At 35.2% G+C, this 19,932-nt stretch carries 15 protein-coding genes; 11 read left to right on the top strand and 4 right to left on the bottom strand.

What is annotated here, in order from left to right:
* The first annotated feature begins 52 nt into the window (after positions 1 to 52).
* Together V7Z48_RS09675 and V7Z48_RS09670 are read left to right on the top strand one after the other, a co-directional pair.
* The gene (locus V7Z48_RS09675; RefSeq protein ID WP_334113223.1) at positions 53 to 1,993 is read left to right on the top strand and encodes a tetratricopeptide repeat-containing sensor histidine kinase; all 1,941 of its coding nucleotides are present in this window, start codon (positions 53 to 55) and stop codon (positions 1,991 to 1,993) included.
* A gap of 10 nt (positions 1,994 to 2,003) precedes the next feature.
* Complete coding sequence (locus V7Z48_RS09670; RefSeq protein WP_334113222.1) at positions 2,004 to 2,603, top strand: response regulator transcription factor; 600 nt, start codon at positions 2,004 to 2,006, stop codon at positions 2,601 to 2,603.
* Between the two features lie 8 nt (positions 2,604 to 2,611).
* Here the strand turns inward: V7Z48_RS09670 and V7Z48_RS09665 are convergent, their stop codons facing one another.
* Genes V7Z48_RS09665 through V7Z48_RS09650 form a run of 4 tightly spaced genes read right to left on the bottom strand, consistent with a single transcriptional unit; the run spans position 2,612 to position 5,437 of the window.
* Positions 2,612 to 3,175, bottom strand: coding sequence for a 5-formyltetrahydrofolate cyclo-ligase (locus tag V7Z48_RS09665; protein ID WP_334113221.1), 564 nt, complete (start codon positions 3,173 to 3,175; stop codon positions 2,612 to 2,614).
* The gene (locus V7Z48_RS09660) at positions 3,144 to 4,139 is read right to left on the bottom strand and encodes a succinylglutamate desuccinylase/aspartoacylase family protein (protein ID WP_334113220.1); all 996 of its coding nucleotides are present in this window, start codon (positions 4,137 to 4,139) and stop codon (positions 3,144 to 3,146) included. Before V7Z48_RS09660 ends, V7Z48_RS09665 begins: the two co-directional genes overlap by 32 nt.
* A complete protein-coding gene (rimK, locus tag V7Z48_RS09655) occupies positions 4,140 to 5,015 on the bottom strand; it encodes a 30S ribosomal protein S6--L-glutamate ligase (RefSeq protein ID WP_334113219.1) in 876 nt (291 codons plus the stop codon).
* Positions 5,012 to 5,437 carry an ATP-dependent zinc protease family protein gene (locus V7Z48_RS09650; RefSeq protein ID WP_334113218.1) on the bottom strand — a complete coding sequence of 142 codons (426 nt, stop codon included), beginning with the start codon at positions 5,435 to 5,437 and terminating at the stop codon, positions 5,012 to 5,014. The genes rimK and V7Z48_RS09650 overlap by 4 nt, the downstream gene beginning before the upstream one ends.
* A 114-nt stretch (positions 5,438 to 5,551) precedes the next feature.
* Between V7Z48_RS09650 and uvrC the strand changes: the two genes are divergently transcribed.
* From uvrC to V7Z48_RS09605, 9 genes are all read left to right on the top strand, one after another.
* Positions 5,552 to 7,345 carry an excinuclease ABC subunit UvrC gene (gene uvrC / locus V7Z48_RS09645; RefSeq protein WP_334113216.1) on the top strand — a complete coding sequence of 598 codons (1,794 nt, stop codon included), beginning with the start codon at positions 5,552 to 5,554 and terminating at the stop codon, positions 7,343 to 7,345.
* A gap of 50 nt (positions 7,346 to 7,395) precedes the next feature.
* Positions 7,396 to 9,570 (top strand): patatin-like phospholipase family protein, encoded by a 2,175-nt coding sequence (locus V7Z48_RS09640; protein WP_428850254.1) that lies wholly within the window; start codon positions 7,396 to 7,398, stop codon positions 9,568 to 9,570.
* A 563-nt stretch (positions 9,571 to 10,133) separates the two neighbouring features.
* A complete protein-coding gene (locus tag V7Z48_RS09635; RefSeq protein WP_334113214.1) occupies positions 10,134 to 11,288 on the top strand; it encodes a homogentisate 1,2-dioxygenase in 1,155 nt (384 codons plus the stop codon).
* A 352-nt stretch (positions 11,289 to 11,640) separates the two neighbouring features.
* The gene (hppD, locus tag V7Z48_RS09630; RefSeq protein WP_334113213.1) at positions 11,641 to 12,801 is read left to right on the top strand and encodes a 4-hydroxyphenylpyruvate dioxygenase; all 1,161 of its coding nucleotides are present in this window, start codon (positions 11,641 to 11,643) and stop codon (positions 12,799 to 12,801) included.
* A gap of 140 nt (positions 12,802 to 12,941) precedes the next feature.
* On the top strand, positions 12,942 to 13,721 hold the full coding sequence (locus V7Z48_RS09625; protein WP_334113212.1) for a DUF3108 domain-containing protein: 780 nt from the start codon (positions 12,942 to 12,944) through the stop codon (positions 13,719 to 13,721).
* 9 nt (positions 13,722 to 13,730) lie between these two features.
* On the top strand, positions 13,731 to 14,660 hold the full coding sequence (locus V7Z48_RS09620) for a tryptophan 2,3-dioxygenase family protein (protein ID WP_334113211.1): 930 nt from the start codon (positions 13,731 to 13,733) through the stop codon (positions 14,658 to 14,660).
* Positions 14,661 to 14,670: 10 nt separating this feature from the next.
* Positions 14,671 to 15,960, top strand: coding sequence for a peptidoglycan DD-metalloendopeptidase family protein (locus tag V7Z48_RS09615; protein ID WP_334113210.1), 1,290 nt, complete (start codon positions 14,671 to 14,673; stop codon positions 15,958 to 15,960).
* A 9-nt stretch (positions 15,961 to 15,969) separates the two neighbouring features.
* Positions 15,970 to 17,613 carry a glucose-6-phosphate isomerase gene (pgi, locus tag V7Z48_RS09610; protein ID WP_334113209.1) on the top strand — a complete coding sequence of 548 codons (1,644 nt, stop codon included), beginning with the start codon at positions 15,970 to 15,972 and terminating at the stop codon, positions 17,611 to 17,613.
* Positions 17,614 to 17,776: 163 nt separating this feature from the next.
* The coding region (locus tag V7Z48_RS09605) for a TonB-dependent receptor (RefSeq protein WP_334113208.1) at positions 17,777 to 19,932 on the top strand (2,156 nt) is incomplete at its 3' end.

The raw sequence follows: 19,932 nt of genomic DNA, 5'->3' as shown, positions 1-19,932 counted from the left end.
ACTTAATTACAAAAATCTTATCTTTAATAAGTTAACCACTACCAATCAAAATATGAAGGCAAATTCTTCTTTAAACCTTATAAGTCACAATACGCTTATCATTTTTTTTATAGGGGTTTTGTTTACTTTTAAAATACATGCACAGGGATCACCAGTTGCTGAAAATCAATTGGAAAAAGATTCTATTAACGTGTTATTAAATGAAGCATGGAGTTTGGCACGTGTACATCCAGACAAAAGTCTACAAATTTTAGGAAGGATAGATTCCATTAACAGCATTTTAGAGCCCAAACATAAAGAAGACGTTGTATGGTATTATTACGGGGTTTTTTATAAAAACAACAACCAATTTGGTTTAAGCGAACAATACTTCAATAAATATGAAGACTATCATTTTAAGAAAGATAACAAGTGGCAGGTAGCCTCTGTAAATATGGTTAAAGCCAATCTATTTTCAGACTTAGGGAATTATGAAAAAAGCACAGAGGCCGCCACACTTGCATTAAAAATATATGAAGCTATTTCTGATACTTCAGGGATTGTGAATGCAAGCAATAAAATGGGTTATCTATTGTCCGAAATTAAAAGATACGACGATGCTCTAAAACATTTGAAATTTTCAACAAAATTAGCAAAGATAAATAATCTAAAAAGTGACGAGGCTAATTCCTATACAAACACTGCGCTAGTATATGAAAAAATACCAAAGTTAGATTCAGCAATTAAATATTATAGAAAGGCTTATAAAATTGGAGAATCTTTAGATGATAGTTATTCAAAGTTCAACAATCGCTTCAATTTATCTAATATTCATCAATTGATGAAAAACATAGATTCTGCGGTGTATTATGGACAAAAAACGGTTGAAATTTCTAAATCATTGTCAGTTCCTTCCTTATCAGCTGCCGCAAAACGACTTTTAACAGATCTCAATATAGAACAAGGAAATATTGAAGAAGCTTTAGCAATTATTGAAAGTATATCTCAAGATGAAATGAAAAGCTTAGGGATTAGAGACCAGATTGAGAATTATTCAGTGAAAACTAAAGCATACAAACAAAAAGGTGATTTTAAAAAGGCGTTTGAAAGTTTAGAATTTTTTAAAATGCTAAACGACAGTCTTATTGGAGAAAATGCTCTAAACAAAATTAATGAACTCCAAATTGTCTACGACACAGAGAAAAAGGAACAACAAATTGCTTTACTAGATTTGGAAAATAAAAATTCACGATTGCAAATCAGTCGAAAGAATCGTACAATTTTAATAGTTAGCTTGGGATTACTCCTAATTACGATTTTAAGTATTGTGTTATACGCCATTATTCGTAAATATTTAAAACAGAAGAAAGCCTTAGCTAAAGCCTTGGAAGAAAAGAGTTTATTATTGAAGGAAATCCACCATCGCGTTAAAAATAATTTGCAACTTGTCTCTAGCTTACTCACTTTACAAGGCCAATCTATTACTGATGATGTGGCACTAAAAGCCATTACTGAAGGCAAAAGCCGTGTGCGGTCTATGGCATTAATTCATCAAGATTTATATCAAACCGAGAATATTACAGCTGTTAGTGCTCAAACCTATCTTCTTAAATTGTGTAAAGAATTATTCGACACCTATAATGTTAGAAACAATCAAATTGTTTTAAAAACTAATATTGAACCACTTCACATTGATGTTGATACTTTAATTCCAATTGGTCTAATTATAAACGAACTAATTACCAATTCACTCAAATACGCATTTTCGGATGACAGGATGGGTACAATTGAAATAGACTTAAAAGAAGAAAATAATCTCTTAAAGTTAAATGTTCGTGATAACGGTGTCGGTTATGATTTGGAATCAATTAGTACAACATCGTTTGGAAATAAATTAATCAAGTCACTTATTCAACAATTAGATGGAAACATAGAAACTAAAATTGAAAATGGCACACATATTTCTATGGAGTTCAAAGACTATAAAATTTCGAGAGAAAGTAAAAATCCATAAATTTGAAGTTATGAAGGCCAAGATTTTAATAGTAGAGGATGAAGGTCTCATCGCCGAAGACATTAAAACCAATTTAGAAAGATTAGGTCATACGGTTGTTGGTATTGTAATGAATGGCGATCGGGCGTTAGATGCCATTGCCAATCCAGATATCGATTTAGTTTTACTAGATATCAATATTAAAGGCAGCTTAGATGGCATTGATTTAGCAACATTAATCAAAGAGAAATATCGCATACCTTTTATCTATCTTACCGCCTCTAGTGATGATTATACTCTAGAAAAAGCCAAAGCTACGCTACCATACGGTTATATTGTAAAACCTTTTAATGAATTTGATTTGAAAGTAAATATTGACGTTGCATTACATAAGCATAATTCCGAAACCCAAAAATCTACCCTGAGCCGCAGTTTTGTTTCCGAACATTTTAATATTTGTTTGTCCGATCGCGAATTTGACCTGTTGAAAGCATTTGTAACTGGACTTTCTTATAAGGAAGCCGCAGATTCACTTCATATCAGCGTTAATACTGTAAAAAGCTATCAAAAAAGAATATATCAACTTTTTCAGGTTAATTCGAAAGTTGAGTTAATTAAAAAACTAGGTTAATGAGTGTATTAAAACCTATAAACTTCACTAGAAGTAACGCAATAATCAAGTTTGATATCGGTAGCGTTGATGTCTTCAATCTTATCTTCAGCTTCAAAAAAACTAAGTCCAATTTTTAAACAATCTGCTTTGCAATTCGATAAAAACTTGTCGTAAAAACCTTTCCCATATCCAACCCTGTTGCCTGTGTTGTCAAAAGCTAATAGCGGCACAAATACAACATCTATTTGTTGTTCGTTGATGAGTATGCCATTTACTGGTTCGGGAATACCATATTTGTTAATGGCGAGTTTAGTGTTATCGTCCAACAAATAATGTTTTAAAGTTGAGCTTGAAAAATCTGTTTTTGGCACCACAACTGTTTTGTCTTTTCCCTGTAAAATATTGAGTAAAAACACGGAGTTAATTTCGTGTTGGGTTTCAATACTTAAAAAAATGTGATAGCAATTTAAATTCCAAATTGGCAAGTTTAAACATTGATTTGCAATGTCTAAACTGAATGTTTCAATTTCGGCTTCAGATAGCTGTGCACGCTTTTCTTTATAAAGTTGTCTTAGTTGTGATTTGTTCATCTGCCAATTGGGTTGAAATATGAAACAATGCATCACCCTGATAAACGATAGGAGAATGATTTACATTTAGAATGTAACCACTATGGTTAGCTCTCACAAAAAAGTTGAATTTTCCATAAGGATCGGTAATATTACCAATTACGTCGTCCGTGTTTACAGAACTACCAATGTCTACCGAAGCCTTGAATAGCCCAGAATATTTAGCTCTAAGCCAACTGCTTTGTGAAATAATAACTGTTTCCTTTTTGGGTTTTGAAGCTTTGAAGTTTTTCTTCAACATACCAAAATGTGCCAGAATTCTTTTGGTACCGTTAACAGCAGAGTTGGTTACATTGGTATCAATATGAAAGGATTTTCCTCCTTCAAAAAGTAAAATGGGAATGTTCAATTTATAACACGAATTCCTGAATGACTTATTTAAGTTTTTAGCATAAAGCACAAATGGTGCGCCAAAAATTTGTGCCAATTTTTTTAAATTTTCTTCATTTTCAACAATGCGTATTTGAGGTGCATTAAATCGGCCAGCACCACCAGTGTGAAAATCCAATACTAAATCAGCGTAAGGCACAATTTCCGTCATAAGTTGATGGGCTACCCTACTAGCCAAGGAGCCATTTTCGCTACCTGGAAACACCCGATTTAAATCTCGACCATCAGGAAACACTCTATTCATTTGAATAAAACCAAAAACATTAATAAGTGGAATACAAATAATAGTACCTTTTTTGGGTTTGTTGATGCCTTTGGCAATTAGTTGCCTTACTATTTCTACACCATTTACTTCATCCCCGTGGATTCCTGCGGTAATTAATATAGTTGGCCCAGGTTTTTTTGAACGGTTGATAATTACCGGAATGTCTATTGAGTTTTGGGTATGTAGTTTAGCGACATTAAAACTCAGCTCCTTGGTTTGTCCGGGCGTAATGTTTACGCCTAAGATGGTTAATGTGTCTAACTGGCTCATTTATTTTCGGCTTCTTTCAATAAAAGTGATGATAGCTCGTGCTATATTCTTGTTTGTAGCTTCTTCAATGCCTTCAAGTCCTGGAGTTGAGTTGACTTCCATAATTAACGGACCGCGCTGCGATTGCAACATATCTACACCACATACAGGTAGTTTTAAAGCATGTGCTGCTTTAATAGCAAGTTTCAGTTCTTCAGTTGATAATTTAATCAAATTGGCGCTACCGCCGCGGTGTAAGTTAGATCGAAATTCACCTTCTTTACTTTGGCGTTTCATAGCCCCAACAACTTGACCATCAACAATAAAAGCTCTTAAATCCGCACCTTTGGCTTCTTGAATGTATTCCTGTACTAATGCTCGGGCTTGAAGTCCGTTAAAAGCTTCCAACACCGATTCTGCCGCATTTTTGGTTTCGGCCAAAACAACACCTAAACCTTGGGTGCCTTCTAGTAGTTTTATAATAACGGGTGTACCACCAACATGCGAAATGACTTCTTCAACATCGCGAGAGTAGTTGGTAAAAACGGTCTTTGGCATGCCAATATTGGCCTTTGATAAACGCTGAAAGCTGCGAAGTTTGTCACGAGACCTTATAATCGCATCGGAGGTTACAGTCGAAAATACACCCATCATTTCAAACTGTCGCACAACTGCGCAACCAAAAAAGGTGATTGACGCCCCAATTCTCGGAATAACAGCATCAACATAATCGAGGTATCGATCTTTGTAATATATAGTTGGTTTTTCACTTTCTATAATAATATCGCATTTTAGCGGGTCTATCACTTCTACTTCGTGACCTCGGATGAGTCCTTCTTCTACCAAACGCTTGGTAGAATATAATCTAGGGTTTCTGGAGAGTATTACAATATTCATTTTAAAGGACTGTTAAAGGATACATTTTCTAAATCGACGTCTACTAAAAATTTCCGTTTTAAAAATTGTCTTCCAATCAAAACTGGGAATTTCATGTCGTCTCTAGTGCTTAAAGTTAGGTTAATCTTATAGGTTTTACCAAATAATTCAATGGTTGATTTTATTTTAAATCGGTTTTCTTTAAATCCGTTGCTACTCTTTACACCAGTAGTGCTGTAGGTGTTGAAAATAATGGGCTCAGCATTGTAATCTGGATGATCTTTATCGTAAAAGACACATTTCAAAAGGTTGTTTTCCTCAATAATTTCAGAACAATGAATGGCAGAAGTGTAAGCCCCTGTGTCAATTTTTACACTAATATTGTAAAGATTTAAATCTGGGAAATTAACAATGTCTGTTCTGCCTAATTTTTGTTTGTTCAAAGTAATGATTTAAAGACTTACGAAAGTAATATAAAGTTGAACATTAAGGCGCCATAACAATATTTTTTTTAAACTGTTAAATTACTCCTATCTTTAATTGTTACTTTTGAAACTATGCAATCTACCCCAATAGAATTACAAATTCAAACCCTGCCGGATGCTCCTGGAGTTTATCAATATTACGATAAGGAAGGCAAAATTTTGTACGTTGGAAAGGCTAAAAATTTAAAGAAACGCGTTAGTTCCTACTTCACAAAAAACCATGACTATGGCAAAACTAAAGTCCTGGTTAAAAAAATTTCAGAAATTAAACACATAGTTGTTGAAACTGAAACCGATGCGCTTTTACTGGAAAATAATCTTATAAAAAAGCACCAGCCACGTTATAATGTATTGTTGAAGGACGACAAATCCTACCCTTGGATTTGCATAAAGAACGAGCGTTTCCCAAGAGTTTTTTCTACAAGACGTGTTATTAAAGATGGCTCCGAATATTTTGGGCCATATACCAGCATGAAAACCATTAAAACCCTATTAGATTTGATTAAGGGTTTATACCATATTAGAACCTGCAAATACGATTTATCTGAACAAAAAATAAATGCAGGCAAATACAAAGTGTGTTTAGAATATCACTTAGGAAACTGTAAGGGACCGTGTGAAGGCTTGGAAACGGAGCAATATTACCATTCGAATATCGATGCCATTAAGGAAATTTTAAAAGGAAATTTTAAAGATTCTCTCAGCAATTTCAAAAAGCAAATGCAATCTTATGCTGAAAATATGCAATTTGAAGACGCTCAAAAAATAAAAGAAAAACTAGAAGTCTTGCTTAATTATCAAGCGAAATCTACAGTTGTTAATCCAAAAATTAGTAATGTTGATGTGTTTTCGATTGTGAGCGATGAAAGTTATGGTTACATTAATTTTCTGCAATTATCTTACGGCTCGATTATTAGATCACATACTTTAGAATTGAAGAAAAAACTTGATGAAACCGACGAAGAATTACTAGAATTAGGAATTATCGAAATAAGACATCGATTCCATTCAAAATCTAAAGAATTGTATGTACCGTTTCATGTGGACTTGGGCGAAGAACTTAAAATTACCATTCCGAAGTTGGGCGATAAAAAACACATATTAGATCTATCCAGACGCAATGCCATGTACTACCGAATGGAGCAATTAAAACAGGTTAAAATTGTAGATCCAGACCGCCATGTAAAACGCATAATGGCGCAAATGAAGTCCGATTTGCGTTTGAGTTCTGAACCTCGACATATTGAGTGTTTTGACAACTCAAACATTCAAGGCACTAATCCAGTGGCTGCATGTGTGGTATTTAAAAACGGAAAACCCAGCAAAAAAGATTACCGCCATTTCAACATTAAAACTGTGGAAGGACCAGATGATTTTGCCTCTATGGAAGAAGTTGTGTACCGACGCTACAAGCGATTGGTAGAAGAAGACCAGCCGCTTCCCCAACTTGTAGTAATCGATGGTGGCAAGGGACAACTGTCGTCTGCCGTTAAAAGTTTAGAGCTCTTAAATTTAAAAGATAAAATTGCAATTATCGGAATTGCCAAACGTTTAGAAGAAATATTTTACCCAAACGATTCAATTCCATTATATTTAGACAAGAAAAGCGAAACCTTGAAAATTATTCAGCAATTAAGAAATGAGGCACACCGTTTTGGAATAGAGCACCACAGAAATAAACGCAGTAAATCGGCATTAAATTCAGAGCTACAAGACATAGATAGCATAGGTGAACAAACTATTGTAGAATTAATGAAGGTGTTTAAATCTGTAAAAAGAATTAAAGAAGCCTCAAAGGAAGATTTATCCGCTATTGTTGGTCATTCAAGAGCTTCTAAAATAAAGGAATATTATAGTAAAGCGTGAAAAAACTTGTAATCATACTATCACTTTCCTTTTTGGTGCTTCCAAAATTAATGGGTCAAGAGGAACAATCACCAAAAATTGGTCTTGTTTTAAGTGGTGGTGGCGCCAAAGGCTTTGCACATATAGGTGTTTTAAAGGTTATTGATAGTTTAGGTATAAAAATCGATTATGTTGCTGGTACTAGTATGGGCGCTATTATTGGGTCACTTTATGCCTCAGGTTATTCGGGAAAACAGCTGGATTCTATTTTTAAAAGTACCGACTTTGACATTTTAATAAATGATAGATTCCCAAGAGAGTCGGCATCGCTGTACGAACGCGAAAACTCAGAAAAATATGCTGTCACTTTACCCTTTGAAAATTTCAAAATAAATTTACCTAAAGCATTATCTAGAGGACAAAACGTGTATAATTTACTGTATCATTTAACCTTACATGTAGCAGATATTGATGATTTTGACCAGCTACCAATTCCGTTTTTCTGCGTAGCAACAAATGTTGAAACCGGGCAAGGGGTTATTTTAGGCTCAGGAAATTTAGCCGAAGCTGTTTTAGCAAGTGGCGCATTGCCATCATTGTTTCAGCCAGTTAATATTGATGACGAACTATATATTGACGGTGGCGTGGTAAACAACTTTCCAATTGCCGAGTTAAAGGCAAAAGGGATGGATATCATTATTGGCGTAGATGTTCAAGATGATTTAAAAGATAGAGAAGCATTAACAGGTGCTCAAGATATTTTGCTTCAAATCAATAATTTTAGAACTATTGAAGCCATGCGCAACAAAGCACAACTTGCAGATGTTTATATTAAACCCGATGTTTCGTTATTTAATGTTATTTCATTTGATAGTGGTGACGCCATCATAAAAAGTGGTTTGGAGGCAGCCTTGCTAAAAAATGAAGATTTAAACAAGTTAGCAAAAAAATCTTCTAGAATTGCCGCCAAGCCAAATGTAGTTATCAAAGACAGCCTCACCATAAAGTACAAATTAATTAAAGGAAATGAACGTTATACCAGATCGTACTTATTAGGAAAATTAAAATTGAGGAATCCGGAAAAGATAAGCTATCAGAAGTTTTTAGATGGGGTTACCAATTTGGTCGCTACTAATAATTTCGAATTTTTTAGATACAATCTTGAACCCACCAATAACGAAGACGCTTATACTTTAAATGCAAAACTTTTAGAAACGCCCAATACTACTTTCTTAAGGTTTGGATTGCATTACGACGATCTATACAAAAGTGCTGCTTTGGTTAATTTTACAAAAAAGAGATTTCTAACCAATAACGATATATTATCCTTAGACCTGATTTTTGGCGATAACGTGCGTTATAACTTTGATTATTTCATTGACAAAGGATTTTATTTAAGTTTTGGACTGCGCTCTCGATTTAATCAATTTCACCGCAATGTAAATGTCGACTTAGTTTTAGAAGAAAACAATCCATTAAGAGAAGGACTTAATAAAATTGAAGCGGAATTACAAGACCAAACCAATCAAATTTATGTGCAGACACTTTTTGCTCAAGATTTTGCGCTTACATTAGGTTTTGAGCATAAACGCTTAAAAATTAAATCAGAAACACTCTTGTCTGCTAATCAAGAGGAGGATGTTATTTTTGAAAACACCGACTATTTTAGTCTTTTTGGCGACTTAAAACTCGATACCTATGATAATAGATATTTTCCTAAAAAAGGCGTTTATTTTAATGGTGATTTACATTGGTATGTTGGTGCGTCAAGATTTAATCAAAATTTTTCTAACTTTTCGATTGCCAAGGCCGATATCGGCTATGCGTTTAGCGTTACGAATAAGCTGGCAATGCTCTTAGAATCTTCTGGTGGATTTCAACTTGGAGATAAATCAACCAATTTTTTAGATTTTGCCATCGGTGGCTATGCCAACAATTTTATCAATAACTTTTCGTCCTTCTACGGCTATGATTTTATTTCGCTAACTGGTAATAGTTTTGTAAAAGCAACCATAACGGCGAATTACGAAATTTTTAAAAAAAGTTACATTATTCTTGCTGCTAATTATGCCAATATTGATACGGATTTGTTTGACTCTGGTAATTGGATCAACACACCTTCCTACAGCGGCTATACTATTGGTTGTGGTACCGAAACGTTTTTAGGCCCAATAGAAGTAAGGTACGCTAGGTCACCAGAATTAAGCAAAGGTTTTTGGTACTTTAATTTGGGCTTTTGGTTTTGATTAATTCATGCGAAAGCAGGAATCTCATTCAGGCAGATTCCAATATTCCTGTATAGTCCAAGAATTATCGTGAAAAAATATCAGATGTTTCAATTGACTTATTGTAAAATTACAAATTATGTAAGCTTCCCCCAAAACCGAACTATTTAAAAGTATTGTTAACTTTTAAATGTATCTCATTCATAGAAGGTAATAAACTACATTCTGATGAACCAACTTTTCGAATCAAATAAATTTACGATATTTGTAAAACTATGGCAAACTTCTGGGCAGACTTATTACGACACTTACAGTTTCTCATTAAGAGAAACCCTGAATAATTCCTGCAAAAGCAGGAATCTAGTACAAGTAAACTCCAATACTCATCTTGTATTTATATAACCATCATGTGGAAATCTCTTTCAAGTTATTTCAACTTACCTGCCATATTCATAAAGTAAATTCTAAGGAATCTTTAAATTCCTTATCTTTATTGAAGTATTTAATTTTTTGTTTGTAAAATGAAAAGCGAGTATAAACTCAAAAACTCAGAACTCAGAACTCACAACTCATAACTAAAAAAAATGCCACTATATCATAAACTAGGAAACATTCCACCCAAACGCCACACACAGTTCCGCAAACCCGACGGCAGTTTGTACAGCGAACAACTCTTTGGTACAATAGGCTTTGATGGTATGTACACCAACAGTTACCACGAGCAAAGACCTACACAGGTTAAGGAAATTAGAAAGCAATACAGCATGGCACCAAAAATTGCCAAGGCCAATTCCATTCAATCTTATCGCTTACGAGGCTTTCAGGTAAAACCCGAAAATGATTATTTAGACAGCAGAAAAACTGTTCTTACCAATAGCGATTGTAGCATTATTTTGGCAGCGCCAAAACATTCTATCAAAGATTATTTTTATAAGAATACCGATGCCGACGAGCTTATATTTATACACAAAGGCAACGGAAAATTAAGAACGCATTTGGGGAATCTCGATTTTAAATACGGTGATTATTTGCTTGTGCCACGCGGGATTATTTATAAAATAGATTTTGATACCGATGACAACAGGTTGTTTATTGTAGAATCGCGACGCCCAATTTATACACCCAAACGTTACCGAAATTGGTTTGGACAATTACTAGAACATTCGCCATTTTGCGAACGCGATATCCGTCGTCCTCAAGAATTAGAAACACATAATGAGAATGGCGATTTTTTAATCAAAGTCAAAAAGCAAAATGATATTTTTGAAATGGTGTACGCCTCACATCCATTTGATGTGGTAGGTTATGACGGATTTAATTATCCCTATGCCTTTTCAATTCACGATTTTGAACCTATTACTGGACGTATTCACCAACCACCACCTGTACATCAAACTTTTGAAACCGATGCTTTTGTAGTTTGTAGTTTTGTGCCGCGTTTATACGATTACCATCCGCAATCTATTCCGGCGCCGTACAATCACAGCAATATCGACAGCGATGAGGTGTTATATTATGTTGATGGTGATTTTATGAGCCGAAACGATGTGGCTGCTGGTCATATTTCGTTACATCCTGCGGGCATTCCGCATGGTCCACATCCAGGTTCAGTTGAACGCAGTATTGGCAAAGTAAAAACAGACGAGTTAGCGGTAATGGTGGATACCTTTAAACCGCTAAAAATCACAGAAGACGCGCTTAAAATAGCCGACGAAGACTATTTTAAGTCGTGGCTTTAGTAAGAAAATAGAACAGAGAGAATAGAGAATAAAGAAATTGGATAATTTGAGTAAACTCGAAAATTAGGTTTTCAAATTAGAATAGTTTCTTTATCTAAACTAAGCAATGTTGCAGAGGTTTCAGCAAGATCGGATAAATTATTTTCCTATTTAACTGTTTAGTTATCTCGGTTCACCTTTTTAACTTTAAATAGAATTAATACTTGCATTTAAACAGCACAATACAATTACCGAAAACTAAATCAAAATCAAAAGAAATAGCAGGATTTTCAAAAAATAACTGTAAGTCATCAAAATAAGCTTTAAGGTCTATTTTCTCTTTTCTCTATTCTTTTTTCATAAATAAACAACAATGAGTAAACAAGTAACATCAGTAAATTACGGTTTAGAAAAAATATTTGAAGGCGCACAAGACTTTTTGCCTTTATTAGGAACCGATTATGTAGAATTTTATGTGGGTAATGCCAAGCAATCTGCCCATTATTACAAGACAGCTTTTGGTTTTCAGTCTTATGCCTACAAAGGTTTAGAAACTGGCTCACGAGATCACGTGAGTTATGTACTAAAACAAGACAAAATAAAACTGGTTTTAACAACGCCACTTAATAGTCAATCGCCCATTAATCAGCACCTGGTAAAACATGGCGATGGCGTTAAAGTAATTGCGCTTTGGGTTGAAGATGCCACAGCTGCCTTTAATGAAACCACCCAGCGCGGCGCTAAACCTTTTATGGAGCCAACAGTTGAAAAAGACGAATATGGCGAAGTAGTCCGTTCAGGTATCTATACCTATGGCGAAACGGTTCATGTGTTTGTTGAGCGCAAAAATTATAACGGTTTGTTTTTGCCAGGATTTGCTAAATGGGAATCAGATTACAATCCTGAACCGGTAGGTTTAAAGTATATCGACCACATGGTAGGCAATGTAGGTTGGGGCGAAATGGATACTTGGGTTAATTGGTACGAGGAAGTCATGGGCTTCGTCAATTTCTTGTCGTTTGACGATAAGCAAATTCACACCGAATATTCAGCCTTAATGAGTAAAGTGATGAGCAACGGCAATGGCCGAATTAAATTCCCAATAAACGAACCTGCCAAAGCAGCAAAAAAATCTCAGATTGAAGAATACCTCGATTTTTACGAAGGTTCTGGTGTGCAACATTTAGCCGTTGCCACCGATGATATTATTAAAACTGTAGCGCAACTTAAAGCCCGCGGTGTAGAATTTTTACCGCCACCGCCACAGGCCTATTACGACGATATTCCTAGAAGGTTAGGAATCCATATGGACATGATGAAGGAAGATATTGCCGAACTTCAAAAGCTGTCTATTTTAGTAGATGCTGATGAAGATGGTTATTTGCTTCAAATCTTCACCAAACCGGTTGAAGACAGACCCACCTTGTTTTTCGAAATTATTCAACGAATGGGAGCAAAAGGATTTGGAGCAGGCAACTTTAAAGCCCTGTTTGAATCAATTGAAAGGGAACAATCTAAAAGAGGTACACTTTAAGATATCATTAAAAACTCCGCAGCTTTTCTTGCGGAGTTTCTTTTTTTAATATTTTTGGAACGGTAATTGTAATTTCAGATTAAAAACATAATCTATAATAATTTAGATTCTTTTTTAGTTTAGTATCAATGCCTCAAACTATGAAGAAATATATCGTTTTAATTGTCGTTCTATTTGCGCTGCAATTTGGGTTTGCTCAAAAAAAATCTGCCTTTCAAGAAGGTGAATGGTTTAAATTTAAAATGAGTTATAGCGGTTGGCTGAAAGCCGGCAATGCAACCCTAGAAGTGAAAACTTCTAAATTAAATAATAAGGAAGTTTATCATGTAGTTGGCAAAGGCTGGACAACTGGCGCCATTAAATGGTTTTTTAAGGTGAAAGACCGTTACGAATCTTATATCGATATGGAAACAGGATTGCCTTATAAATTTATTAGAGACATAGATGAAGGTGGTCATACTAAAAACCTAGAAATAGAGTTCGATCAACGTGCTCAAAAGGCGCATGTCAACAATAAAAAGTATAAAACGAATGCTACTTATGCTACCGAGAAGGATGTACAAGATATGGTTTCAGCGTTTTACTACTTGAGAAATAATTACGATACCAAGAAAATAAAAGATGGGGATGAAGTAAAACTCAATATGTTTTTTGATGAAGAAAATTTCGAGTTCAAATTAAAGTTTTTAGGACGAGAAACAATTAAAACGGAATTCGGAAAAATAAATACCCTTATTTTTAGACCCTATGTAATGGCAGGTAGAGTTTTTAAGGAGCAAGAAAGCTTAACCCTTTGGGTGAGCGCCGATGAAAATAAAATACCTTTGCGTATCAAAGCCGATTTAGCCGTAGGTTCGTTAAGAGCCGATTTAGAAAGTTATAAAGGTTTAAAACACGCAATGCCAATAATTTTTGATTAATTGAAACCAATGAGCGACCAACCTTACAAAAATATCATCAGTGCCATTGAAGAAAAATATAATGCAATAGATCAAGATACCGACGATCATTTAATGGGTTTGCTCTACAGCAAGCCCATTACTTATTGGGATTATATTCAAACCGATGCTTTGCTATCACTTCAAATTCAGCGCACTACTTTGCCTGATGAAATGGTGTTTATCGCTTACCACCAAATAAATGAGCTTATTTTTAAAATGATCCTTTGGGAAATTCAACAAATAGCTGACAAAGAAACTTTGACTATTGATTTTTTCGAATCCAAATTAATGCGTATAAGTCGTTATTTTGATATGCTAACCACTTCATTTAATATTATGCGCGAAGGTATGGAAGTAGAGCAGTACATGAAATTTAGATACACACTTATGCCCGCAAGCGGCTTTCAAAGTGCGCAGTACAGATTAATTGAATTTGCTTCTACTGAATTAATTAACCTAATTGATTATAGATTTAGAAGTAGCATAGATCGCAACACGCCATTCACGCATGCCTTTGAACATTTGTATTGGCAAGCTGCTGGAAAAGATCATAAAACTGGTAAAAAGTCCACATTGCTGGTCAATTTTGAAGCCCGATATAAAAAAGATTTTCTAAATTTCATGGAAACCTATAATAGCAAAAATCTGTGGACACGTTTTAAAGAATTACCTAAGAAAGATCAAGAAAGCGAAAAAATTATAAATGCCATGCGCCATTACGATTATACTGTTAATGTCACTTGGGTGATGGCACATTACAATGCTGCTAAACATTACATAGATAGTGGAATAGGTGATGGTGAAGCCACTGGTGGTAGCGATTGGAAAAAATATATGCATCCAAAGTATCAAAAAAGAATATTTTTTCCTGAACTTTGGAGTTCAATAGAATTAGAAAATTGGGGAAATAACCTCTAAACCTCTGCCAATGCGTTCAAAATTTGTATTAATAGCCATTTTAAGTCTTATTGTAAGCACCGCCTGTAAAAATGAAAAAGTTGAAGTCTTTCAAGAAGACGACTTCGAAACCTATGCCGAACCCGAACCACAAATGGAATTCGGCTTTAACCTGAACAATTACTTCGTAAAACGCGATACCATTAGAAAAGGCGATAGCTTCGGAGTTATTCTAGAGCGCAACAATATTGGCTATCCTCACATTTTTAATATTGTTGAGAAATCTAAAGACACCTTCGATATTAGAAAACTTCAAATAGGAAAGCCTTACACCTTACTTTGTTCTAACGATTCTATAAGAAAGCCGCAATGCTTTATTTATCAACCAAATAAAACGGAATATGTAGTTATTAAGTTTGAAGACTCTATTCATGCCTACAAAGAAACCAAGCCTATAAGAATTGAAAAACGGGAAGCCTCTGGGATTATCACCAGTAATCTTTCCGATGCCATGTTTAGTCAAGGCATTACGGAAGCGGGACTTCTTATTAACAACATGAGTGATATTTACGCTTGGACGATTAACTTCTTTAAACTACAGGAAGGCGATGAATTTAAAATAATTTATAACCAACGATTTATCGACGACTCTATTAGTGCCGGCATAGAAAGCATCGATGCAGCCTATTTTAAACACCGCAACCGTGAATTTTACGCCTTTAATTATACCATCGATAGCATTAAAGGTATTGCCGATTATTTTGATGAAAACACCAATAGTTTGCGCAAAACATTTTTAACGGCACCGGTTAAATTCAGTCGTATTTCTTCGCGCTATAATTTAAATAGAAGAATAGCCTATTACGGTTATAAAGTCCGTCCACATAAAGGCACTGATTTTGCTGCGCCAATTGGCACTGAAATCCTAGCTACTGCCAATGGTACAGTTGTAGAGTCAACCCAAAAAGGAGGTAATGGTAAATATGTGAAAATTAAACACAACGATACCTACAGTACCCAATATTTACATATGAGCAGGCAAGCTGTAAAAAAGGGTCAATACGTGAAACAAGGTGATGTAATAGGTTTTGTAGGAATGACAGGTAATACGGGTGGACCACATGTTTGCTATCGTTTTTGGAAAAATGGCGCACAAGTAGATCCATTTAGGGAAAAACTGCCAGAAGCCGAGAAAATCCCCGACAATTTAAAGGCAGATTACATTGAATTTATCAAGCCAATAAAAATTCAATTAGATAAAATTCAAATTGAAAAACCCGACGTTAAATCTTTAGACGACAACAAGAACTTCATAAGTTAAAAAATATAAATGGCATTAGCATCAATCAATCCAACCACCACCGAAGCATGGACACAGCTTCAAGAACATTTCAAAAGTATTGAGCACAAACATTTACGGACCCTTTTTGCAGAAAACAGTAACAGGGCCAAAGACTTCACTATCAATTGGGAAGATTTCTATGTAGATTTTTCAAAACACAGAATTGATGAAACCACAAAAAAATTATTGCTAAAATTAGCCAAAGAAGTAAAACTTGAAGAAGCCATTACTAAAAAATTCGATGGTGAAATTATCAACGAAACCGAAGGCAGAGCAGTACTACACACGGCATTAAGAGCCAAAAGAGACCAAACAGTTTTAATAGATGGCGTTGATGTAATACCGGAAATTTATGAAGTAAAATCAAAAATTAAGTCATTTGCCGATGCGGTGATAAATGGGGAGTTTAAAGGTCATACGAATAAATCTTTTACCGATATCGTGAATATTGGTATTGGTGGCTCCGATTTAGGACCAGCAATGGTAGTTGAATCTTTATCTTACTATAAAAACCATCTCAAAACCCATTTTGTAAACAATGTAGATGGCGATCATTTTCAAGAGGTGATAAAACGCCTTGATCCTGAAACAACATTATTTGTAATAGTTTCAAAAACCTTTACAACCCAGGAAACCTTATCAAACGCTAATTCTATAAGAGAATGGTTTTTGGAGACAGCACCTAAAGAAGCAGTTTCAAAACATTTTGTGGCAGTTTCTACCAACATTAAAAATGTAAAAGCTTTTGGAATTGACGAAGCAAATATTTTCCCGATGTGGGATTGGGTTGGTGGCCGATTTTCTCTATGGAGCGCCGTTGGCTTATCTATTGCACTTTCTGTTGGCTATCATAATTTTGAAAAGTTACTTGAAGGCGCCAACAAAATGGATTTGCATTTTAAAAATACCAGTTTTGATAAAAATATTCCAGTGATGGCTGCTTTAATAACAGTTTGGTATAATAATTTTTTCAATGTTGAAACCGAAGCCGTTATTCCTTACACGCAATACCTAAACCAATTTGCAACCTATTTACAGCAAGGGATTATGGAAAGCAACGGTAAAGGTGTAGCGCGCAATGGTGAAAAAGTAAATTACCAAACAGGCACTATTGTTTGGGGCGAGCCAGGTTCCAATTCCCAACATGCATTTTTTCAATTAATTCACCAAGGAACCAAATTAATACCTGCCGATTTTATTGGATTTGCAACATCGCTTCATGGCAATAAGGACCATCAAGACAAGCTCATGTCTAATTTCTTTGCCCAAACCGAAGCTTTAATGAATGGTAAAACTCAAGAAGAAGTGGAGCAAGAATTGCGACTAAAAGGAGCAACTTCTTTAGAAATAAATAAATTAGCACTCTTTAAAGTATTTGAAGGTAACAGACCAACAACTACCTATTTTATTGAAAAGCTAACTCCAGAAAGTCTAGGAAAATTGATTGCTATGTACGAGCACAAAATATTTGTTCAAGGTATTGTATGGAATATTTTCAGCTATGACCAATTTGGAGTAGAATTAGGAAAAGAACTTGCCAATAAAATTTTATCCGAATTTGACAATCTAGAACCTTCGGCACACGATGCGTCCACTTCAGCCTTAGTAAAACACTACAAATCCTACTATTAACTTTTGTTAATATGTTCTGCGAGAACAATATTTTAAAATCTGGTATTTAGAAGGTTAGTGTATTACTTTCGTTTTTTGTGATTTCTTAACATTAGCGTAATGTTTCAGAATATACAAAGCTTAAATTTGCACAAATTTTAAAACCAAAATTAATATTTATACGATGAGAAAAATTACTCAATTTTTATGCGTTGTTGCTGTCATGTTGTTCACAGCTTCAGGTTTCGCTCAGGGTGTTACTACTGCCTCTATAGGTGGTCAGATAACAGATGCTCAGGGAGAACCATTACCAGGTGCCAATATTGTAGCACTTCACACGCCATCTGGAACAGTTTACGGAGCGGCGACCGATTTTGATGGATTTTACCGTATTCCAAGTATGAGAGTTGGTGGTCCTTACAAAATCACAATTTCATATGTTGGTTACCAAGAATATGTGGATCAAAACGTATACTTACAACTTGGTGATTCTAAAAGAATTAACGTTAAAATGTCCGAAGATGCGAATGTTTTAGACGAAGTTGTTCTTACTTATGAAGGTGCAGGAAACGCTAAAACAGGTGCTGAAACCAATGTTTCTAGAAGACAAGTTCAAGGCTTGCCAACGATTTCGCGTAACATTGCCGATTTTGCTAGATTAACGCCTCAAGCAAAAATTTCTGGTGATGATGTCATTTCTATTGCAGGTCAAAACAACCGTTACAACGCCATTTATATTGATGGTGCGGTAAACAACGATGTATTTGGATTAGCTGGAAGTGGCACCAATGGTGGTCAAACTGGTGTGAGTCCGATTTCCTTAGATGCTATTGAGTCGTTTAGAATTAACGTTGCACCATTTGATGTAAGACAGTCTGGTTTTGCTGGTGGTAGTATTAATGCCATTACCAAGTCAGGAACCAACACATGGGAAGGTTCTGCATACACCTTTTTTAGAAACCAAGATTTGGCTGGAAAAACTCCTGTTGATTTAGCTGGAGACGACGGTCGTCAAAAGTTAGACGATTTCAACACTAATATTTATGGGGTACGTTTAGGTGGACCAATCATTCAAGATCAATTGTTTTTCTTTGTTAACTACGAAAGACAAGATGAAGAAACACCGCAACCGTTTGATGCTTCAACATACATAGGTGATTCAAGTCCAGATCAAATTAATCAGTTATCTAATTTTTTATCTAATAGCTTTGGATATGATGCTGGAGGTTTCACCAACAATACATCATCTTTAGTTAGTGATAAATTGATTGCAAAAATTGACTGGAACCTTAATGCGAATAATGTGCTTTCCGCTAAACACTCTTACGTTAAGGCAGTTCAATTAAATGCACCGTCTTCAAACACAGGCAATATAAGATTCTTTAACGGCGGTATAGATTTTACATCTATCACCAATTCAACTTCGATAGAGTTAAACAGTAAAATAGGAAACAAATTTTCAAATAACTTGGTTCTTGGTTACACCTCTGTTAGGGACAATAGAAAGCCAATAGGTGGAGATTTTCCTAGAGTTGAAATACAGGATGGACCAGGTAGTATTTTCTTTGGATCTGAACCATTTTCAACTGCCAATAAATTAGACCAAGATGTATTAACCTTGACTAATAATTTTGAAATATACTCTGGAAGACACACCATAACCATTGGAGGTAATGCTGAGCTTTCAAGTTCTAATAATATCTTCTTTAGACAAAACTTTGGTGATTACCGTTTTTCAAGCCTTACAGATTTCTTAGATGGCAACCGCCCAAATAGATACCGTCATGGCTACTCGTTAATAGGTGGTTTTGGCCAGGATTCTCAAGGAGCAGCGGAGTTTGATTTCTTACAGGTTGGTTTTTATGTTCAGGATGAGGTTAACATAACTGATAATTTTCGTCTTACTGCTGGTTTAAGATTTGATATTCCTTACTGGGATGATAGTGCAGTGAATAGCGATTTTAATAACAGAACCATTCCATTATTAGAAAACGCAGGTAAAGATATGCTAGGTGCTAAAGTTGGGCAAGGGATTGATGCCAACGTGAATATATCGCCTAGAATTGGCTTTAACTGGGATGTTAAAGGCGATAACTCTACGCAAATTCGTGGTGGTGCAGGTATTTTCACCTCTCGTATTCCATTGGTTTGGCCAGGTGGTGCATACAACAATAATGGTTTGAATGTTGGTTTTGTTCAATTAACAGGCAGTAACGCACCATTCTTTAATCCTGATCCTTTTGACCAGTTTCAATCACCGGCACAAGGTACTGGCGCCGTTGGTGGCGAGATTAACTTATTTGCAAAAGATTTTAGATTACCACAGGTGTTTAAAACAAA

Source organism: Paucihalobacter sp. (assembly GCF_036825875.1).
In the GTDB taxonomy this organism is placed as follows: domain Bacteria; phylum Bacteroidota; class Bacteroidia; order Flavobacteriales; family Flavobacteriaceae; genus Paucihalobacter.
The sequence above is the reverse complement of the archived record's forward strand: the minus strand, read 5'-3'. Positions and strand labels throughout refer to the sequence as shown.